16 protein-coding genes are annotated in these 13,642 nt (G+C 42.7%); 9 read left to right on the top strand and 7 right to left on the bottom strand.

Annotation, left to right across the window (positions count from 1 at the left end; all coding sequences use genetic code 11):
- The first annotated feature begins 266 nt into the window (after positions 1 to 266).
- A complete protein-coding gene (gene rpoN / locus ACS8FC_RS00280) occupies positions 267 to 1,967 on the top strand; it encodes an RNA polymerase factor sigma-54 (RefSeq protein WP_439295515.1) in 1,701 nt (566 codons plus the stop codon).
- Between the two features lie 409 nt (positions 1,968 to 2,376).
- Positions 2,377 to 2,757: a ribosome hibernation-promoting factor, HPF/YfiA family gene (gene hpf / locus ACS8FC_RS00285; protein WP_439295516.1), complete on the top strand. Its 381-nt coding sequence runs from the start codon at positions 2,377 to 2,379 to the stop codon at positions 2,755 to 2,757.
- 164 nt (positions 2,758 to 2,921) lie between these two features.
- Here hpf and thiS read toward each other — a convergent pair whose 3' ends face one another.
- The 4 genes from thiS to ACS8FC_RS00305 all read right to left on the bottom strand — a co-directional run bounded on the left by thiS (position 2,922) and on the right by ACS8FC_RS00305 (position 5,264).
- On the bottom strand, positions 2,922 to 3,122 hold the full coding sequence (thiS, locus tag ACS8FC_RS00290; protein WP_058367968.1) for a sulfur carrier protein ThiS: 201 nt from the start codon (positions 3,120 to 3,122) through the stop codon (positions 2,922 to 2,924).
- A 77-nt stretch (positions 3,123 to 3,199) separates the two neighbouring features.
- The gene (locus ACS8FC_RS00295) at positions 3,200 to 3,565 is read right to left on the bottom strand and encodes a DUF423 domain-containing protein (RefSeq protein WP_439295517.1); all 366 of its coding nucleotides are present in this window, start codon (positions 3,563 to 3,565) and stop codon (positions 3,200 to 3,202) included.
- Between the two features lie 104 nt (positions 3,566 to 3,669).
- The gene (gene rpoH, locus ACS8FC_RS00300) at positions 3,670 to 4,533 is read right to left on the bottom strand and encodes an RNA polymerase sigma factor RpoH (protein WP_197409062.1); all 864 of its coding nucleotides are present in this window, start codon (positions 4,531 to 4,533) and stop codon (positions 3,670 to 3,672) included.
- A 260-nt stretch (positions 4,534 to 4,793) separates the two neighbouring features.
- A complete protein-coding gene (locus tag ACS8FC_RS00305; RefSeq protein ID WP_439295518.1) occupies positions 4,794 to 5,264 on the bottom strand; it encodes a sulfurtransferase TusA family protein in 471 nt (156 codons plus the stop codon).
- Positions 5,265 to 5,679: 415 nt separating this feature from the next.
- Between ACS8FC_RS00305 and ACS8FC_RS00310 the strand changes: the two genes are divergently transcribed.
- Complete coding sequence (locus tag ACS8FC_RS00310) at positions 5,680 to 7,245, top strand: M48 family metalloprotease (protein ID WP_439295519.1); 1,566 nt, start codon at positions 5,680 to 5,682, stop codon at positions 7,243 to 7,245.
- Positions 7,246 to 7,287: 42 nt separating this feature from the next.
- Here ACS8FC_RS00310 and ACS8FC_RS00315 read toward each other — a convergent pair whose 3' ends face one another.
- Positions 7,288 to 7,737: a GatB/YqeY domain-containing protein gene (locus tag ACS8FC_RS00315; RefSeq protein ID WP_299218393.1), complete on the bottom strand. Its 450-nt coding sequence runs from the start codon at positions 7,735 to 7,737 to the stop codon at positions 7,288 to 7,290.
- A 188-nt stretch (positions 7,738 to 7,925) separates the two neighbouring features.
- A complete protein-coding gene (gene rpsU / locus ACS8FC_RS00320; RefSeq protein WP_010195908.1) occupies positions 7,926 to 8,141 on the bottom strand; it encodes a 30S ribosomal protein S21 in 216 nt (71 codons plus the stop codon).
- Positions 8,142 to 8,536: 395 nt separating this feature from the next.
- On the opposite strand from rpsU, the gene ACS8FC_RS00325 reads away from it, so the two are divergent.
- The 6 genes from ACS8FC_RS00325 (at position 8,537) to ACS8FC_RS00350 (ending at position 12,714) form a co-directional block, all read left to right on the top strand.
- The gene (locus ACS8FC_RS00325) at positions 8,537 to 8,938 is read left to right on the top strand and encodes a hypothetical protein (protein WP_439295520.1); all 402 of its coding nucleotides are present in this window, start codon (positions 8,537 to 8,539) and stop codon (positions 8,936 to 8,938) included.
- A gap of 27 nt (positions 8,939 to 8,965) precedes the next feature.
- Positions 8,966 to 9,490 (top strand): c-type cytochrome, encoded by a 525-nt coding sequence (locus ACS8FC_RS00330; RefSeq protein WP_439295521.1) that lies wholly within the window; start codon positions 8,966 to 8,968, stop codon positions 9,488 to 9,490.
- Positions 9,491 to 9,646: 156 nt separating this feature from the next.
- The gene (gene tsaD, locus ACS8FC_RS00335; protein WP_439295522.1) at positions 9,647 to 10,684 is read left to right on the top strand and encodes a tRNA (adenosine(37)-N6)-threonylcarbamoyltransferase complex transferase subunit TsaD; all 1,038 of its coding nucleotides are present in this window, start codon (positions 9,647 to 9,649) and stop codon (positions 10,682 to 10,684) included.
- 32 nt (positions 10,685 to 10,716) lie between these two features.
- Positions 10,717 to 11,088, top strand: a complete 372-nt coding sequence (crcB, locus tag ACS8FC_RS00340) for a fluoride efflux transporter CrcB (protein WP_439295523.1) — start codon at positions 10,717 to 10,719, stop codon at positions 11,086 to 11,088.
- A gap of 90 nt (positions 11,089 to 11,178) precedes the next feature.
- The gene (locus ACS8FC_RS00345; protein ID WP_439295524.1) at positions 11,179 to 11,628 is read left to right on the top strand and encodes a hypothetical protein; all 450 of its coding nucleotides are present in this window, start codon (positions 11,179 to 11,181) and stop codon (positions 11,626 to 11,628) included.
- 3 nt (positions 11,629 to 11,631) lie between these two features.
- Positions 11,632 to 12,714, top strand: a complete 1,083-nt coding sequence (locus ACS8FC_RS00350; protein WP_439295525.1) for a protein kinase domain-containing protein — start codon at positions 11,632 to 11,634, stop codon at positions 12,712 to 12,714.
- A 16-nt stretch (positions 12,715 to 12,730) separates the two neighbouring features.
- On the opposite strand, the gene ACS8FC_RS00355 is transcribed toward ACS8FC_RS00350, so the two are convergent.
- Complete coding sequence (locus tag ACS8FC_RS00355) at positions 12,731 to 13,621, bottom strand: LysR family transcriptional regulator (RefSeq protein ID WP_439295526.1); 891 nt, start codon at positions 13,619 to 13,621, stop codon at positions 12,731 to 12,733.
- Between the last annotated feature and the right edge of the window lie 21 nt (positions 13,622 to 13,642).

Genomic DNA, 13,642 nt, shown 5'->3' on the forward strand with positions numbered 1-13,642 from the left:
TCATAGCAAAATTAGGACAAATAATGCTATCGTCATTGTTCAGTGCAGTTGTACTGCCTATCGCTATCAGCTTGTAAAATGATCTAATATGCCTAATCTTATTTAAGCTACCATGCTAAATGCTGGTAATTGTTTTACCTGCTATTTTTATTTTTGCAAATGGTATAAGCTTATAAAGATACATACGCTTAAAAGTATGAGTCGTTATCCGTGAGCCATAAATATATATGATTAAAGTAATAATATCGGAGTGTAATACATAAGCTATGAGTATGTCGTTTGGATTGGCGACCACGCTATCTACCTCCCAAAAGCTAACCCCGCAAATGCAGCAAGCCATCAAATTGTTGCAGCTTTCTAGCCTTGAGCTTGCACAAGAGGTTCAAGCGAAGTTGGATAGCAATCCATTACTTGAGCGCATTGAGGAAGATGAGTACGAGTATGAAGACAGTGACGATACGGCAGCAGATGCATTAGATGACTCCTTAACGCTTGAGATGTGGAATGATAATAGCGAAGTAAGTCTATCGTCTGACGCATCGGATGGTAATGATGATACTTTTGATTATGGCACTACTGATTATGCTACTGATTACGATGACACTTTTAGCGACAGCTTAGATAAACTACAACAAGCAAACATCGATGGCAGTGCTATGGACAACACTGATGCAGACAATACGTACTCAAGCAGCGATTATCAGAGCACGGATAGCGATGAAAGCTACGGTAACTATGATATCGGAAGCTTTAGTGGGAGTAGTGCCGCAGCGAGCACAGATTACGACGAGCTTGATGATTATCAAGGCAGTACCAGCGCCAGTATCCAAGACTATGTACGCTGGCAGCTGAATTTTAAACATCTTTCAGACGCAGATACTCTAATAGCAGAGTATCTAGTAGATTCGATGGATGACATGGGCTTTGTACAATTGGATATTGACGAGCTGTTCAAAAGTTTCGATACAATGGCAAGCTTTTATCAATGGGATGAGCAGATTGAGCGTGACGAGATAGAAGTGGTACTACGTATTATTCAATCTTGTGACCCGCTCGGCGTAGGCGCGCGCAATTTAAGTGAGTGCCTTGCGATTCAGTTGAACAAGCTTGATCCTAATACGGAACATTTAGCGCATGCTCAGGCGCTGCTATCTGCTAGTGATTATTTGGTCAATAACAATATTAAAGCGCTGACTGAGACCACAGGCTTATTACCTGCGCATATTACCCCTGCTATTAACTTATTGCGTACCTTGAACCCTGCACCAGGACTGTCCTTTCAAAACACGCAGCCTGATTACGCTCAGCCTCCTGCCAGCTACGATATCCCTGATGTGTTGGTGACCCCGATACGTCAAACGTCCAATGGCGAAGCAAAAGAGGGCGGCTGGCATGTACGTCTAAATCCAGCGACATTACCAAAACTGAGGGTCAATCAAGAGTACGCAAGTTTGGTGAAACGCGGTGACGACAGTCCTGACAATCAATATTTACGTGAAAACCTCACAGACGCCCGGCTATTCATTCGTAGTATCGAGGAGCGTAATCAAAACTTGTTAAAGGTCGCCACTAGTATCGTACGCCGTCAAGACGAGTTTTTGCAACATGGGGCTACAGCGATGCAGCCGCTGATTCTAAAAGATGTGGCAGAAGAAGTAGAGCTGCATGAATCCACTGTCTCGCGCCTGACCACTAGCAAGACAATTTTAACCCCTCAAGGGCTATTTTCTCTCAAGCACTTTTTTTCATCCCATGTTAGCAGTAATGATGGAGACATCTCATCTACTGCTATCAGTGCCATGATCAAGCAGCTTATTAAGGATGAAAATCCCAAAAAGCCCTTATCCGATAGCCGTATTCAAACTCAGCTACTTACTGATGGTATAGATATCGCACGACGTACAGTAGCCAAGTATCGAGAAGCGATGAATATCAGCTCTTCTACGCAGCGCAAACAAAAGTATTAAGAACTGCTCATCTCGTAAAAATGTTTTAACTATAAAGATTGGGTGATACTAGATAGAAGGTTTAGCGCTTTAGTAGCGGCTGATATCTACTAGAAAGATTGTTTCATATAACAGTCTCAATAAAAAATAAAAATTCCTGATTATATATAATTGTGAAAAGAACAAAAGACTTGATTACATTTAATTACAATATAGCGTATTGCTACTAATCAGCTTTCATGACAAATTAGAAGCATATCAATAATAAATTTACAGCAGTTACTCTATATTATAAATAAGTGGTTGTTAGAGGATTTACCACAGAATGAATATATGATGACTCTACTACTGTTATTGATAAGGCAAGGTGGTATAGGTCGGTGTGCCAAACCATCTGTTGACTATGAGTAATAAATATAAGGATCAGCATATGAACGTTTCTATCAGTGGTCACCATATCAGCGTAACCGATGCAATGAACACAGCTGTACGTGAGAAGCTTGAAAAAGTAGAGCGTCACTTTGACCAGATTCAAAGTATTCAAGTGATACTATCGCTAGATAATAGCGGTGCAAACGACGGCGGCAAAAAGAGTCATAAAGCCGAAGCGATCATGCGAGTCTCAGGTCAAGAAATGTTCGTCCAAGCGTGTGAAGATGATATGTATAAAGCCATTAATGAGATGGCAGACAAGCTTGATAGACAAGTACGCAAGTATAAAACTCGTCAAGAACGCAAAAAAGTCCGCGGTGCAGGACGTGATGGTCGCTATGAAGAGTTATCAGGAGTTGAAGTTGCTCCAGCGACTTAATGTATCATGAGATAGTTAATAAGAAAATCAAGCAATAAAGTCATAATAAATACAATAAAAAACCAAGACAAGAGGAATGAATAACATATAAAAAGACCTTAACACATCATGTGTTAAGGTCTTTTTATATGTTATTCATTTGATACAAAAGGCAGAGATACGATCTAACCACCACCGACTGCTTGTACGACTTCTATATTCATACCTTCAACGATACGTAGCTGTGCAAGCTCGCTTTTAGGGACAAGCTCACCATCGACTTCGACCGCATAGCGACCACTACTCAGTCCCAACTCATTGACAACCAATTGCACAGTTTGATGCGTGGTCTGTAAGGTTCTTCCATTAACATGAATAGTACTCATAATATTTGCTCCCTCAAAACAATGATTTAATTCAATAGCTATTCGATGGGTTATATTAAGGTTATAACGGTTTATCGTTATTTACTCATTTTAAATACAGTAATGGCGAGCCATAGCCATCCTGCTATCAATAAGACACCGCCTACAGGCGTGATAGCGCCAAACCAACGCGGGGCGCCTAGAGTCATCGCAAATAAGCTACCAGCGAATATAATAATACCAATCTGCAGCAGCCAAGCGCTGACATAAGTCGCATAGCCTAGACGAATCAAGAGTCCGATAACCAATAATCCAAGTGCATGAATAAACAGATATAGCGTTGCCGTATGCCACCAATCAAGCTGCTGTGCATTCACCATGCTTTTGATAGCATGCGCTCCAAACGCGCCTAGACCGATAGCGATAGCGAGATTTATCGCTGCAACACTTATCCAATTCACCATGCGACCACACTTATTATAAGTAATACGTTTAGACTATTAAAATTATATCTGACTATTGATTGAATATTATTTTATGAGCTCAATTTTTATATCAGACAATATGGTTATTGAATGTCATCAGGCAAAATAACGCTTTCAATAGTCATCGCATCACGAATTTTATCCATGGCATTTTTTTCAATCTGACGTACCCGTTCCGCTGAGATAGAGTAGACGGCAGCCAGCTCATGCAAGGTAGACTTTTGCTCTGTCAGCCAACGCTGCTCGACGATATCGCGCGAGCGGTCATCTAAGGTATCCATCGCTGCAATCAATGCTGATGAGTTACTTTCTTCCCAATCAGACTCCTCTATCATCTCAGCAGGATCAATACCATCTTCTAAAAACAACTGCGGCGCATAACGTCCATCATCATCGTCACTTGATTGGGTCTCAAACGAGGCGTCGTAAGACGTCAGACGTGACTCCATCTCTAGCACTTGCTTGCGTGTGACATTCAAGTCTTTTGCGATAGCATCCGCTTCTTCTAGCGTCAGCTGATTATTGGTCTTTTTTAGACTACGTAAATTAAAGAATAATTTACGATGGGCTTTTGTAGTGGCAACTTTAACGATACGCCAGTTACGAATTACAAATTCATGGATTTCAGCTTTAATCCAATGCACCGCGAAGGATACCAAACGTACGCCTTTATTAGGATCAAAACGTTTAACCGCTTTCATCAATCCCAAATTGCCTTCTTGAATCAAATCAGCCTGCGGTAGACCGTACCCTGAGTAACTGCGTGCAATATGAATAACAAAACGCAAATGTGACATGACCAATAAGCGCGCAGCTTCGACATCGCCTTCATCGTAGTAGCGATGGGCAAGCTCTTGCTCTTGCGTCGGTGTCAAGATAGGGATCTGATGGACAGTATTGATATACGCACCCAAGTTCACCCCTGGTGCAGACAGATGGGTTGGCATGGCAGGTACTAAGTCACGCGTACTGGTGTCCTCTAGTGCACTAGCATCATAAGGCGGGCGCTGCGCTGCCGCATTTAGCGCCGCTTCACGTGCAGCATTTTTTTCAGTACCAGCACTGTCTTGCGTCTTTTTTGTTGTGGACGATTCAGTAGATGGAGTAGTCATATTCTTGACCTTGGTTAATATAGGTAAGCAAACATTAAATAAGCAAATATTCAGATAAAATTCTGTGTTATCTCAATTGTAAAGGATAGCGACGCTTAGTTGCTATCGGTTTTGGTAATGATGAAGTGAAATATTGTATCGGAAGTCTTCATCGAAGTGTTATCCGTCTCTTGCTCAGTAGTCATTTGATTGAGAGTCAAAAGCAGCTGGTCAGTATCATTGGGCTTACGCGACTGCTGACAAAATGCTGCAATATCTGCTTGAGAGTTGGGGTCAGTTGCTACGACATATAACGACTCACTACTCGCTACACTACGCAGTGCGACTTTGGTTTTTAGTAGTGGCATTGGACAAGCAAGTCCGCGTCCATCTACCATATTTTTTATTTTAATGACAGGCTGGGTATGGTCTACGGCCTCAGCTGACTCAATATAATTGATGTAGTAGGTTGGTAATAAACGCAGTAAAGACGCAATCTTATCTTGCTCGGTAGCAGATAATGATTGCTGCAAACAGACCTGATGAGGTGTGTATATCGTAGTATTTAAATTGCCTTTTGCAGACATAGATAAAATCCTTAACATCTGAGCCATGATTAATTAAACTTTAAAAACCAACGTTTAAAATCGTTGCAAATTACTGCAAAGTAAAAACATCGTCAATATGAAACATAACTATTTTGAAATAACGGTTATATTATAACAAACTGTAGTAGAGCAAAAGCAGTTGAATATAGTCAACGCTATGATTGAGCTATTAAAATCATCATAAAAATTGACCTTGTATAGCCAACCTCGTATAGTCAAAAAACGCTATGGCCATTAGTAGCTAATAGAACAGGACATACCTTTGAATTATTTAAATAGCCTTTTAAGCAACGAGCTTATAGCAGATCAGCGTACAGCCGACAAACCGCAGACTCGATTATGGCGGTTATCTTGGCTATGCAAAAAGTCTATATTACGATATGCAGGCCTGCTTATGCTCCCGCTACTTGTTGGTCATCAGAGCTATGCTGCTACTGTTACCCCGCAGCCGATAACATCATCAACGCCATCAGCATTAATGACAGGCTCAACGTATGGCACTTGGCAAACCGAAAAATCTGATGAGTTACAGCTACCAAATTTGCAAGGTCAGGGTCTAAGCTTCGCTGACCAGTATCAAAACAAGCTGCTGGGTGAGTGGTCACTACAAAATATCAATGGCCGTGCCAAGATGGAGCATGATCCTTGGGTTCAAGAGACCATAAAAGACATGACATGGCGTCTCAATGCTCAAGTACGGCAGCAAGCACCACTGGCGGTAGTCATTATTGATAATCCAAGTATCAACGCTTTTGCTGCGCCAGGAGGGGTCATCGGTATCAATACAGGAACGATACTAGCGGCAAATAGTATGGATGAGCTGGCAAGCGTTGTGGCACATGAAGTTGCCCATATTAGCCAGCGACATTACGAAAGCGGTGCAGATGAGCGCAAAAAAGCCATGCTGATGCAAATAGGCGGCATGTTGGCAGCGATTGCTGCCTCAGCAGCTGACGGGGATGCTGGCGCTGCTGTCATGATGGGCAGCCAAACCGCAGCTATGAACAGTAGCATGGCTTTTAGCCGTAATAATGAACGCGAAGCTGACCGTGTGGGCATGCAAATTATGACACAGGCAGGCTACGACCCACGAGCAATGCCAAGATTCTTTGCTACAATGAATCAGCAACACCAGCTAAATCAAGTTGCCAATCGATTTTTGCCAAGCTTTGTACGCTCGCATCCACTTAGTAATGAACGCCTAAGCGACTCACAAAGTCGAGCTCAGCGTTATCCACCTTTATCATTGATCCAGCAGCAGCGCCATCAAGCTTTATTTGATCTGCTTTACTGGCGAGTACAGACCATGGGCCAGCACGTCTCAGAAACCGCTCTAACGACTGCTGCCCGCAATAGCGTCGGGGCAAAACTGGCGTTAGCACACTGGTATGGAGAGCAGCAGCGCTTTGATGAAGCAAATAAAACAATGCAGCAGTTACAAGGCTTGCCGGCAGCTGAGCGACAAATACTAGAGCCGCTATTATCTATCACCTATAGCCAAGTGTTAAGTGAACAAAACAACTGGACCAAGGCAGCAGACGTATTAGCAGAGCAGCAGCGCCTCTATCCTGAGCGCCGCGATTTGCGATTGTATCTGGCAGAAGCATTGACCAATGATAATCAGCCGACCCAAGCACAAGCGCTACTCAAGCCTTTGACCCAGCAGCAGCCAAGCGATCGCTATGCGTGGCAAAGCCTGCAGCTGGCCAATGAGAAGCTGGCCAAAACTGCTCCATCGCCGCAAGTAGCCCGTATCGCCACGATTAATGCGCTGCGTTATCGCAGTCATGATCAGCTATGGAATGGTCGTTACGAGTCGGCACTTATCTCACTTACGCAGGCCAAACGACTGGTCGAACAATTGGACGCTAGCGCAAAGAGCAGCAGTGCTCGTCCATTACTGGCCAATATCGAACAAGAAATTAAAAACGTAAAAACCGCCAAAGATTTTAAACCTTAGGCGGTTGTTTAGATAGCAGCGGCTATCTTTAAACAGTAAGGATTAACCTTGTAGCGCGTCTTTTACCAGTTTTGAGATGAGTGCAGGATCAGCGCGACCAGCAGTCTTATTTTTCAGTACGCCCATGACACTACCCATATCACGCATTGAGGTTGCGCCTTGTTCTTTGATTTCTGCATTGACTAAGGCGGCCAGCTCAGCGTCATTCATCTGCTGCGGCATAAACTCATTGATGATATCAATCTCAAACTGCTCTTTGGTTGCCAAGTCATCACGGCTATTTTCAGTAAAGATAGCTAACGACTCTTGGCGTTGTTTTAGCTGCTTTTGTAGCACTTCTAAGACGCCTGCATCATCAAGCTCTTTTTGACGGTCAATCTCGATTTGTTTGACGACCGCTTGCACATTGCGTAGTACTTTGACGCGCTCAAGCTCACGCGCTTTCATAGAGGCTGTGATATTGTCCGATAAGTTCTGTTTAAGTTGGCTCACTATTATTATCCTTATTCGTTAAGTTTTATTCGTTAGGCTTTTAAGAAGGTGCTTTATGATTGACCTATTAATAAAAGTCTGTGTAAACAACAGCAATAACAAAAATTGTAGCATAAAAAACGCCACTGTTATTTATTGATAACAGTGGCGTTAGTGTAGCGCTTGTACTTAACTAATCGTATTAGTGATTAGTACATACGAGTGGTACGAATAGTTTCGCGTTGCAGTTTTTTCTTATAACGCTTTACGGCAGCAGCTTTTTTACGTTTGCGTACTTGCGTTGGCTTTTCATAAAACTCACGCTTACGTACGTCTGATAATACACCAGCTTTTTCACAAGCACGTTTGAAACGGCGGATAGCGATATCAACTGGTTCGTTTTCTTTAACCTTAACTGCAGGCATGAAGACTCCTTGATTAGGATGAGATATAAGGGCATTAGTTTGGCTGTGTATTAGTATTTAGCCGTAATATCTCAAGATTACCGGCATCAGCTCAAACTAGGATAATTTGTGCTATAGCACAAGGGCAGGTATTTTAATAAAAAATAGCAACAAAGTCAATGCTTTTAGTGCGTTTAACGATGGGTATTGTCGTGTAAAATGGACGATAAACATGCATTATTGTCCATTTTACAAGCCTTTATAGACACGCTTAAAGCTAAGGTAGGTAGATAAGAGAAGAGTGAATAAAAAACCTTACTGCGTATAACGGTTTGGTTTGAGTTTATGCTATGATAATTCCCATCTAGTAGTAGGCATATTCAAGATGCTGTCTCCATTTTATTAAAGGTGTTGGAATGAAAAAAACAGTACTAAATACAGCGTTAAGCGCAGCAATGGTTGTTACTCTTGGGTTGGGTGTTACCGCTTGTAGTGGTGACAAAGACGGCGAGTCACATGAGGTCTTAGCAGTGGACAAAGTAGAAGAAGCCGCTGAATTGGCTCGTCAAAATGCTCCTGAAGCTGAAGACATGGAGTTTCCAGAGACAGCGCCAATGCCTGTAGAGGGAGCCGATGACACTGCTGTAGATGGTACAGAAGCAGATGCTACTATGACTACACAAGAAGGCATGACTGAGCCTGCTACAGCAGAAGCCACTACTGACGATACCGACGCAACTACGACTGATAGTGCAACTACGCCAGCTACTGATACTGCAGCAACAGAAACTGATGCTGAACCAGAAACGAATGAGTAGCTGCTAACATAAACTAAGAGGGGAGTTATGATGATAAACAAACTAACTTTATCTGCTTTTAGTATTAGCACATTGCTGTTATTAAGTGCTTGTAGTGGTGATAATAACACTGCTGACGAGTCTGCCACGATGGATGAACCTGCTGAGACAAGCACAGTGGTAGAAGAAGCATCTGTAGCAGATCCTGAAACCATGACGCCTGAACCTGTGGTCGAAGCTGAACCTATGGTTGAAGTGGAAGCTGAGCCAGTTAAAGTAGCGATGACTGAAGAAACAGAGCAAGAAACGGCTGCTGAGCCTGAGATGTTGGCAGCTGATGCAGGAGCAAAGCTGTATGAGTCCAATTGCAAAGTCTGTCACGAAGCAGGTCTGCTCGATGCGCCCAAATACGGTGATAAGGCTGCATGGGCACCGCGTCTTGCTAAAGGTATAGAGACGCTACATATGCATTCAGCTAAAGGTTTTAATAAGATGCCAGCGCAAGCGACTGATAAGATAAGTGAAGCGCAAGTTTATGCTGCGGTTGATTATATGGTCGAGGCAGTTCAGTGATACTCTATATATAGAGCATATTGGCTATTGAAATTTGCTAAACTGACCGTCATTGTGACTGACAATGACGGTTTTTTTATGCATATTTTTTTAGATGCTAAATAATGAAAAACATCGCAAAAAACGATATGAAGACAAAAGCATAAAGGCAAAACTATGAAGGTATTGGGTTTAGAGACCTCTTGTGATGAGACGGGGCTGGCGATCTTTGACAGTGAGCAGATGCATGATGACAATCAAGGTTTGGTCGGACAAGTACTGTATTCACAGATAGAGTTGCATGCGCTCTATGGCGGTGTGGTGCCCGAGCTTGCCAGCCGTGATCATATACGTAAGCTGGTACCTTTGCTCAATGAGCTGCTCGAGCAGTGTGATGTCAAAAAAAGCGAGATCGATGCCATCGCTTATACCAAAGGCCCAGGCTTGATCGGTGCATTGATGACGGGCGCCTTGTTTGGTCGCAGCTTGGCATATGGCTTGGATATCCCTGCGATTGGGGTCCATCATATGGAAGGGCATTTGCTCGCACCGCTGATGGGCGCCAATCCGCCAGACTTTCCATTTGTTTCACTATTGGTGTCTGGTGGGCACACGCTACTGATCGCCGCCCGTGGCATCGGGCAGTATGAAATTTTGGGTGAGTCGATCGACGATGCCGCAGGTGAGTGCTTTGATAAAGCCGCCAAAATGCTAGGCTTGCCTTATCCTGGCGGTCCTAATATTGCCAAACTGGCTGAAAATGGCGATAAAAATGCCTACAGTCTGCCAAGACCAATGTTACATCGCGGCTTGGATTTTTCTTTTAGCGGTATGAAAACAGCCGTGCATAACCTTATCAAAGACACTGCTGGCTCTGATAGCGATCCACAAGTGCGCGCCGATATTGCCGCAAGCTTTCAGCATGCTATGGTTGATACACTAGTCAAAAAATGCGTGAAAGCGCTTAAGCAAGTCAGCATGAGCCGCTTAGTGATTGCGGGCGGCGTCAGTGCCAATACGCATCTGCGCGAGACCTTAGAAGCTGAGCTGGCCAAAATTAATGCCACTGTGCATTATGCGCCGCCAGCGTTATGTACTGATAATGGGGCGATGATTGCTTATGCAGGCTATGAGCGTCTACAAGCGGGTCAGTCAGATGATTTGGCAGTTAGCTGTATTCCGCGTTGGCCGATGACCGAGTTGCCTGCGGTATAAAGTTTCAAATCCATACAAACTAAGGATAATCTATGCAGTGGCTCGCCATTGGTTTAGGAGCAGCACTTGGAGCTTGCTTGCGAGCGTGGTTAACACGTTTTAATCTGCTGCACAGCTGGATACCGCTTGGTACGCTTGGCGCAAATGTGTTGGGCGGTCTGCTAATTGGTCTGGCGCTGGTATGGTTTGAGCGAATGGGAAGCCATTTGTCTGATCATGTACGGGTATTTGTGATAACAGGATTTTTGGGCGGGCTGACGACCTTTAGCACTTTTAGCGCTGAGGTATTTAGTTTTATGCATGATGGACGGCTGCTGGCAGGTTTGGCACTGATAGGGTTGCACGTCGGACTGACTTTGCTAGCAACCGCGCTTGGGTTTTACTTTTTTAAGATGGTTTTGTGAGCTTTGGTAGATGTTGCTCGTTTAGTCGTTTGATATAAGAGTTATCCTATATATTTTCTGGATTATTATATAAGGAATAGAACACTAATCATGAAAATATTCAGAGGGTTTACAGGCTCAGTAAAGTTTGGTCTAAATAAAAACGAAAATTTGATGAGACCGAGAAGACCAAAAGACTCTGATCTTTTTGTACATAAAATTGCAGACCAATGGTTTGACGATAAATTTGGAATTAAAGCCAGAAGCGAGACTATTTTTTGTACTCGTAATTGTCATCAAGCTGCTGAATACGGTGAAGCTTATGAGATAACAGTTCCAGACACTATGAACTATCGATTAATATACAGTAGTAATGTTGATGATTTCATTAATATTCAGGACGAGATTGATGATCTAGAAAACGAAAATAAAATTATAGATTGGCTAGAAAGTAGGGATTACGCTGTAGTGTCTAGCTTCGATGAGTTACCTATAGAATTCAGAGGCGAGATTATGTTGTACTGCACTCATTTCAATATTGAAAAAGATGATGAGAAATAGCTTATGATTTCTGACGCGTTATTAGAGAAGTTGGACCTATTAGAAATAGATGGCTTTAAATTCGTTAAAAGATTAGGTGGGCAAAGTGCTTTAAGTAGTTTATACAAAAAAGGTGATGAAAAAGTTGTTTTTAAGTTTTTGATTGCGCCTAGAAACTCTGTTGAAATAGAGAGGTTTAAGCTTGAATATTCAGTTCTAATGTATAACCCAGCTAATTCGCGGCCGAAAGATGGTCAATTTACTTCTGATATAAGTCGATTTATAGGACCTGAGACCAGTTATCCGTTACCTACTATAAAGGTTTATTTAGGCAGTTTATATAATAATTCAGTTTACTACTTCGGTTATTTATATGAAGAAGGTGAGCTTCTCTCTGAGTTAGATACAAGTGAATATACAATTAAAGATAAGATTTCACTCTTACATCGTATTGCATCTAGTATGAATTATTTTAATAAGGTTGGTTACGTACATAGAGATTTACATCCAGAAAATATACTACTACTTGCAAACCATTGGATGGATCCAACTAGTGTGGAAAACGATCCAAGAGTTAAATTTCTTGATATGGGTAATTGCCAAAGAGACGATAGTGATGAAAACTCTATATATAATGAAGTTTATGATAAAGTAAGAGACTTAGACTTAGATGCTGTTTTTCAAGATAATAATCGTAGAGTTCTATCATCTTTCGTCTGTATGCCGCCAGACTTCTTAGAAAAGGGTAATAATACGGAAAATTATGATTCTTGGGCGTTTGGTGTTTATGCTTATACATTAATTTTTGGAAAAGAGCCATTCGATGTAAAACATATAGAGGATATAACAGCCCTACGTCGTCATCGTGCTAATCTTCCTGAAGAATATACAATAAACCTAGATAGTGTTTCTTTAGGTTTAAAACTAACTCTAGATCACTTATTATCAATGAATGGTAAAGACCGCCCTTCGATAGATGCGATTGTTCGTCTATTTAGTTGGTTAGTGTATAGGAATGACGATTTTCAAGAATATAATTTTATTATGAAAGTTATAAATGACGGTGGGTTTGATCCTGATTATGATTGGGTTGCAGAAAACACTTGATAACTATAGTAAAATGTTAAACCGGCTTCACAATCCCTTCCAACAAACTCGCAAACCCCTGCATATACGCGGTATCTTGACTTGAGGTACGCGTCGCTGCATACAGCTGACAATGTACGCCATCCCCTAAGGGTCTTGAAACCACCCAGCCTTTTTTCTCATATTCTGCCACTACCCAGTCAGGTAATGCCGCTACGCCGCGCTCACTAGCGACTAGCTGAATAAGCATCGCGGTCAACTCTGTGGTACGAATACTCGCAAAACTTACCTCTGCAGGTGTCATAAAGTTGGCGATAATATCAAGGCGCTTGGCTTCCACCGGATAAGCAATCAAAGTCTCATCAGTTAAATCACTGGGCTCAATAAACTCTTGCGCGGCCAAATCATGCGTTGGCGATAACACCAAGCGACTCTCATACTCGAATAGGGGCTGATAGCTGATACCCTCTATCGGTAAATCACTGGTGGTAATGAGCAGGTCAATATCACCTTCCATCAACAGATGATGCGGTTCAGGCTCAAAGCCAGTCGCAAAGTCCAGCTCCACATCTGACCATTCACGGCGGTAATGATTGAGTATCGGCATCAGCCAATCAAAGCAACTATGACATTCAGACGCTAGGCGTAATCTGCCAGCTTGACCGTGAGCTAAGCGTTTAAGATTGGATTTGGTGCGGGTGACCTGCGGCATGATGCTGTCTGCCAATGCCAGTACCGTTTTACCCGCAGGCGTAAAGGTGAGCGGACGTGTGCGGCGATTGACCAAGCTAATATCGTAGTAATTCTCTAGCTCTTTTAGCTGATGCGACACTGCAGAAGCGGTGACGTGCAGCTCATCAGCAGCTGCGGCCAAAGAGCCATGCGCTCGTAATGCCGTTAAAGTATTGAGATGGCGGAGTTCTAACATAAGGCAACCTGATCGCTGAGG

The sequence above is a fragment of the Psychrobacter sp. 1Y4 genome (assembly GCF_051847555.1).

Bases quoted from the DNA above. Each gene is read 5' to 3' on its own strand.
- rpoN (WP_439295515.1), top strand. From the start codon at position 267: ATGAGTATGTCGTTTGGATTGGCGACCACGCTATCTACCTCCCAAAAG.
- hpf (WP_439295516.1), top strand. From the start codon at position 2,377: ATGAACGTTTCTATCAGTGGTCACCATATCAGCGTAACCGATGCAATG.
- thiS (WP_058367968.1), bottom strand. From the start codon at position 3,122: ATGAGTACTATTCATGTTAATGGAAGAACCTTACAGACCACGCATCAA.
- ACS8FC_RS00295 (WP_439295517.1), bottom strand. From the start codon at position 3,565: ATGGTGAATTGGATAAGTGTTGCAGCGATAAATCTCGCTATCGCTATC.
- rpoH (WP_197409062.1), bottom strand. From the start codon at position 4,533: ATGCCAACCCATCTGTCTGCACCAGGGGTGAACTTGGGTGCGTATATC.
- ACS8FC_RS00305 (WP_439295518.1), bottom strand. From the start codon at position 5,264: ATGTCTGCAAAAGGCAATTTAAATACTACGATATACACACCTCATCAG.
- ACS8FC_RS00310 (WP_439295519.1), top strand. From the start codon at position 5,680: ATGCTCCCGCTACTTGTTGGTCATCAGAGCTATGCTGCTACTGTTACC.
- rpsU (WP_010195908.1), bottom strand. From the start codon at position 8,141: ATGCCTGCAGTTAAGGTTAAAGAAAACGAACCAGTTGATATCGCTATC.
- ACS8FC_RS00325 (WP_439295520.1), top strand. From the start codon at position 8,537: ATGAAAAAAACAGTACTAAATACAGCGTTAAGCGCAGCAATGGTTGTT.
- ACS8FC_RS00330 (WP_439295521.1), top strand. From the start codon at position 8,966: ATGATGATAAACAAACTAACTTTATCTGCTTTTAGTATTAGCACATTG.
- tsaD (WP_439295522.1), top strand. From the start codon at position 9,647: ATGAAGGTATTGGGTTTAGAGACCTCTTGTGATGAGACGGGGCTGGCG.
- crcB (WP_439295523.1), top strand. From the start codon at position 10,717: ATGCAGTGGCTCGCCATTGGTTTAGGAGCAGCACTTGGAGCTTGCTTG.
- ACS8FC_RS00345 (WP_439295524.1), top strand. From the start codon at position 11,179: ATGAAAATATTCAGAGGGTTTACAGGCTCAGTAAAGTTTGGTCTAAAT.
- ACS8FC_RS00350 (WP_439295525.1), top strand. From the start codon at position 11,632: ATGATTTCTGACGCGTTATTAGAGAAGTTGGACCTATTAGAAATAGAT.
- ACS8FC_RS00355 (WP_439295526.1), bottom strand. From the start codon at position 13,621: ATGTTAGAACTCCGCCATCTCAATACTTTAACGGCATTACGAGCGCAT.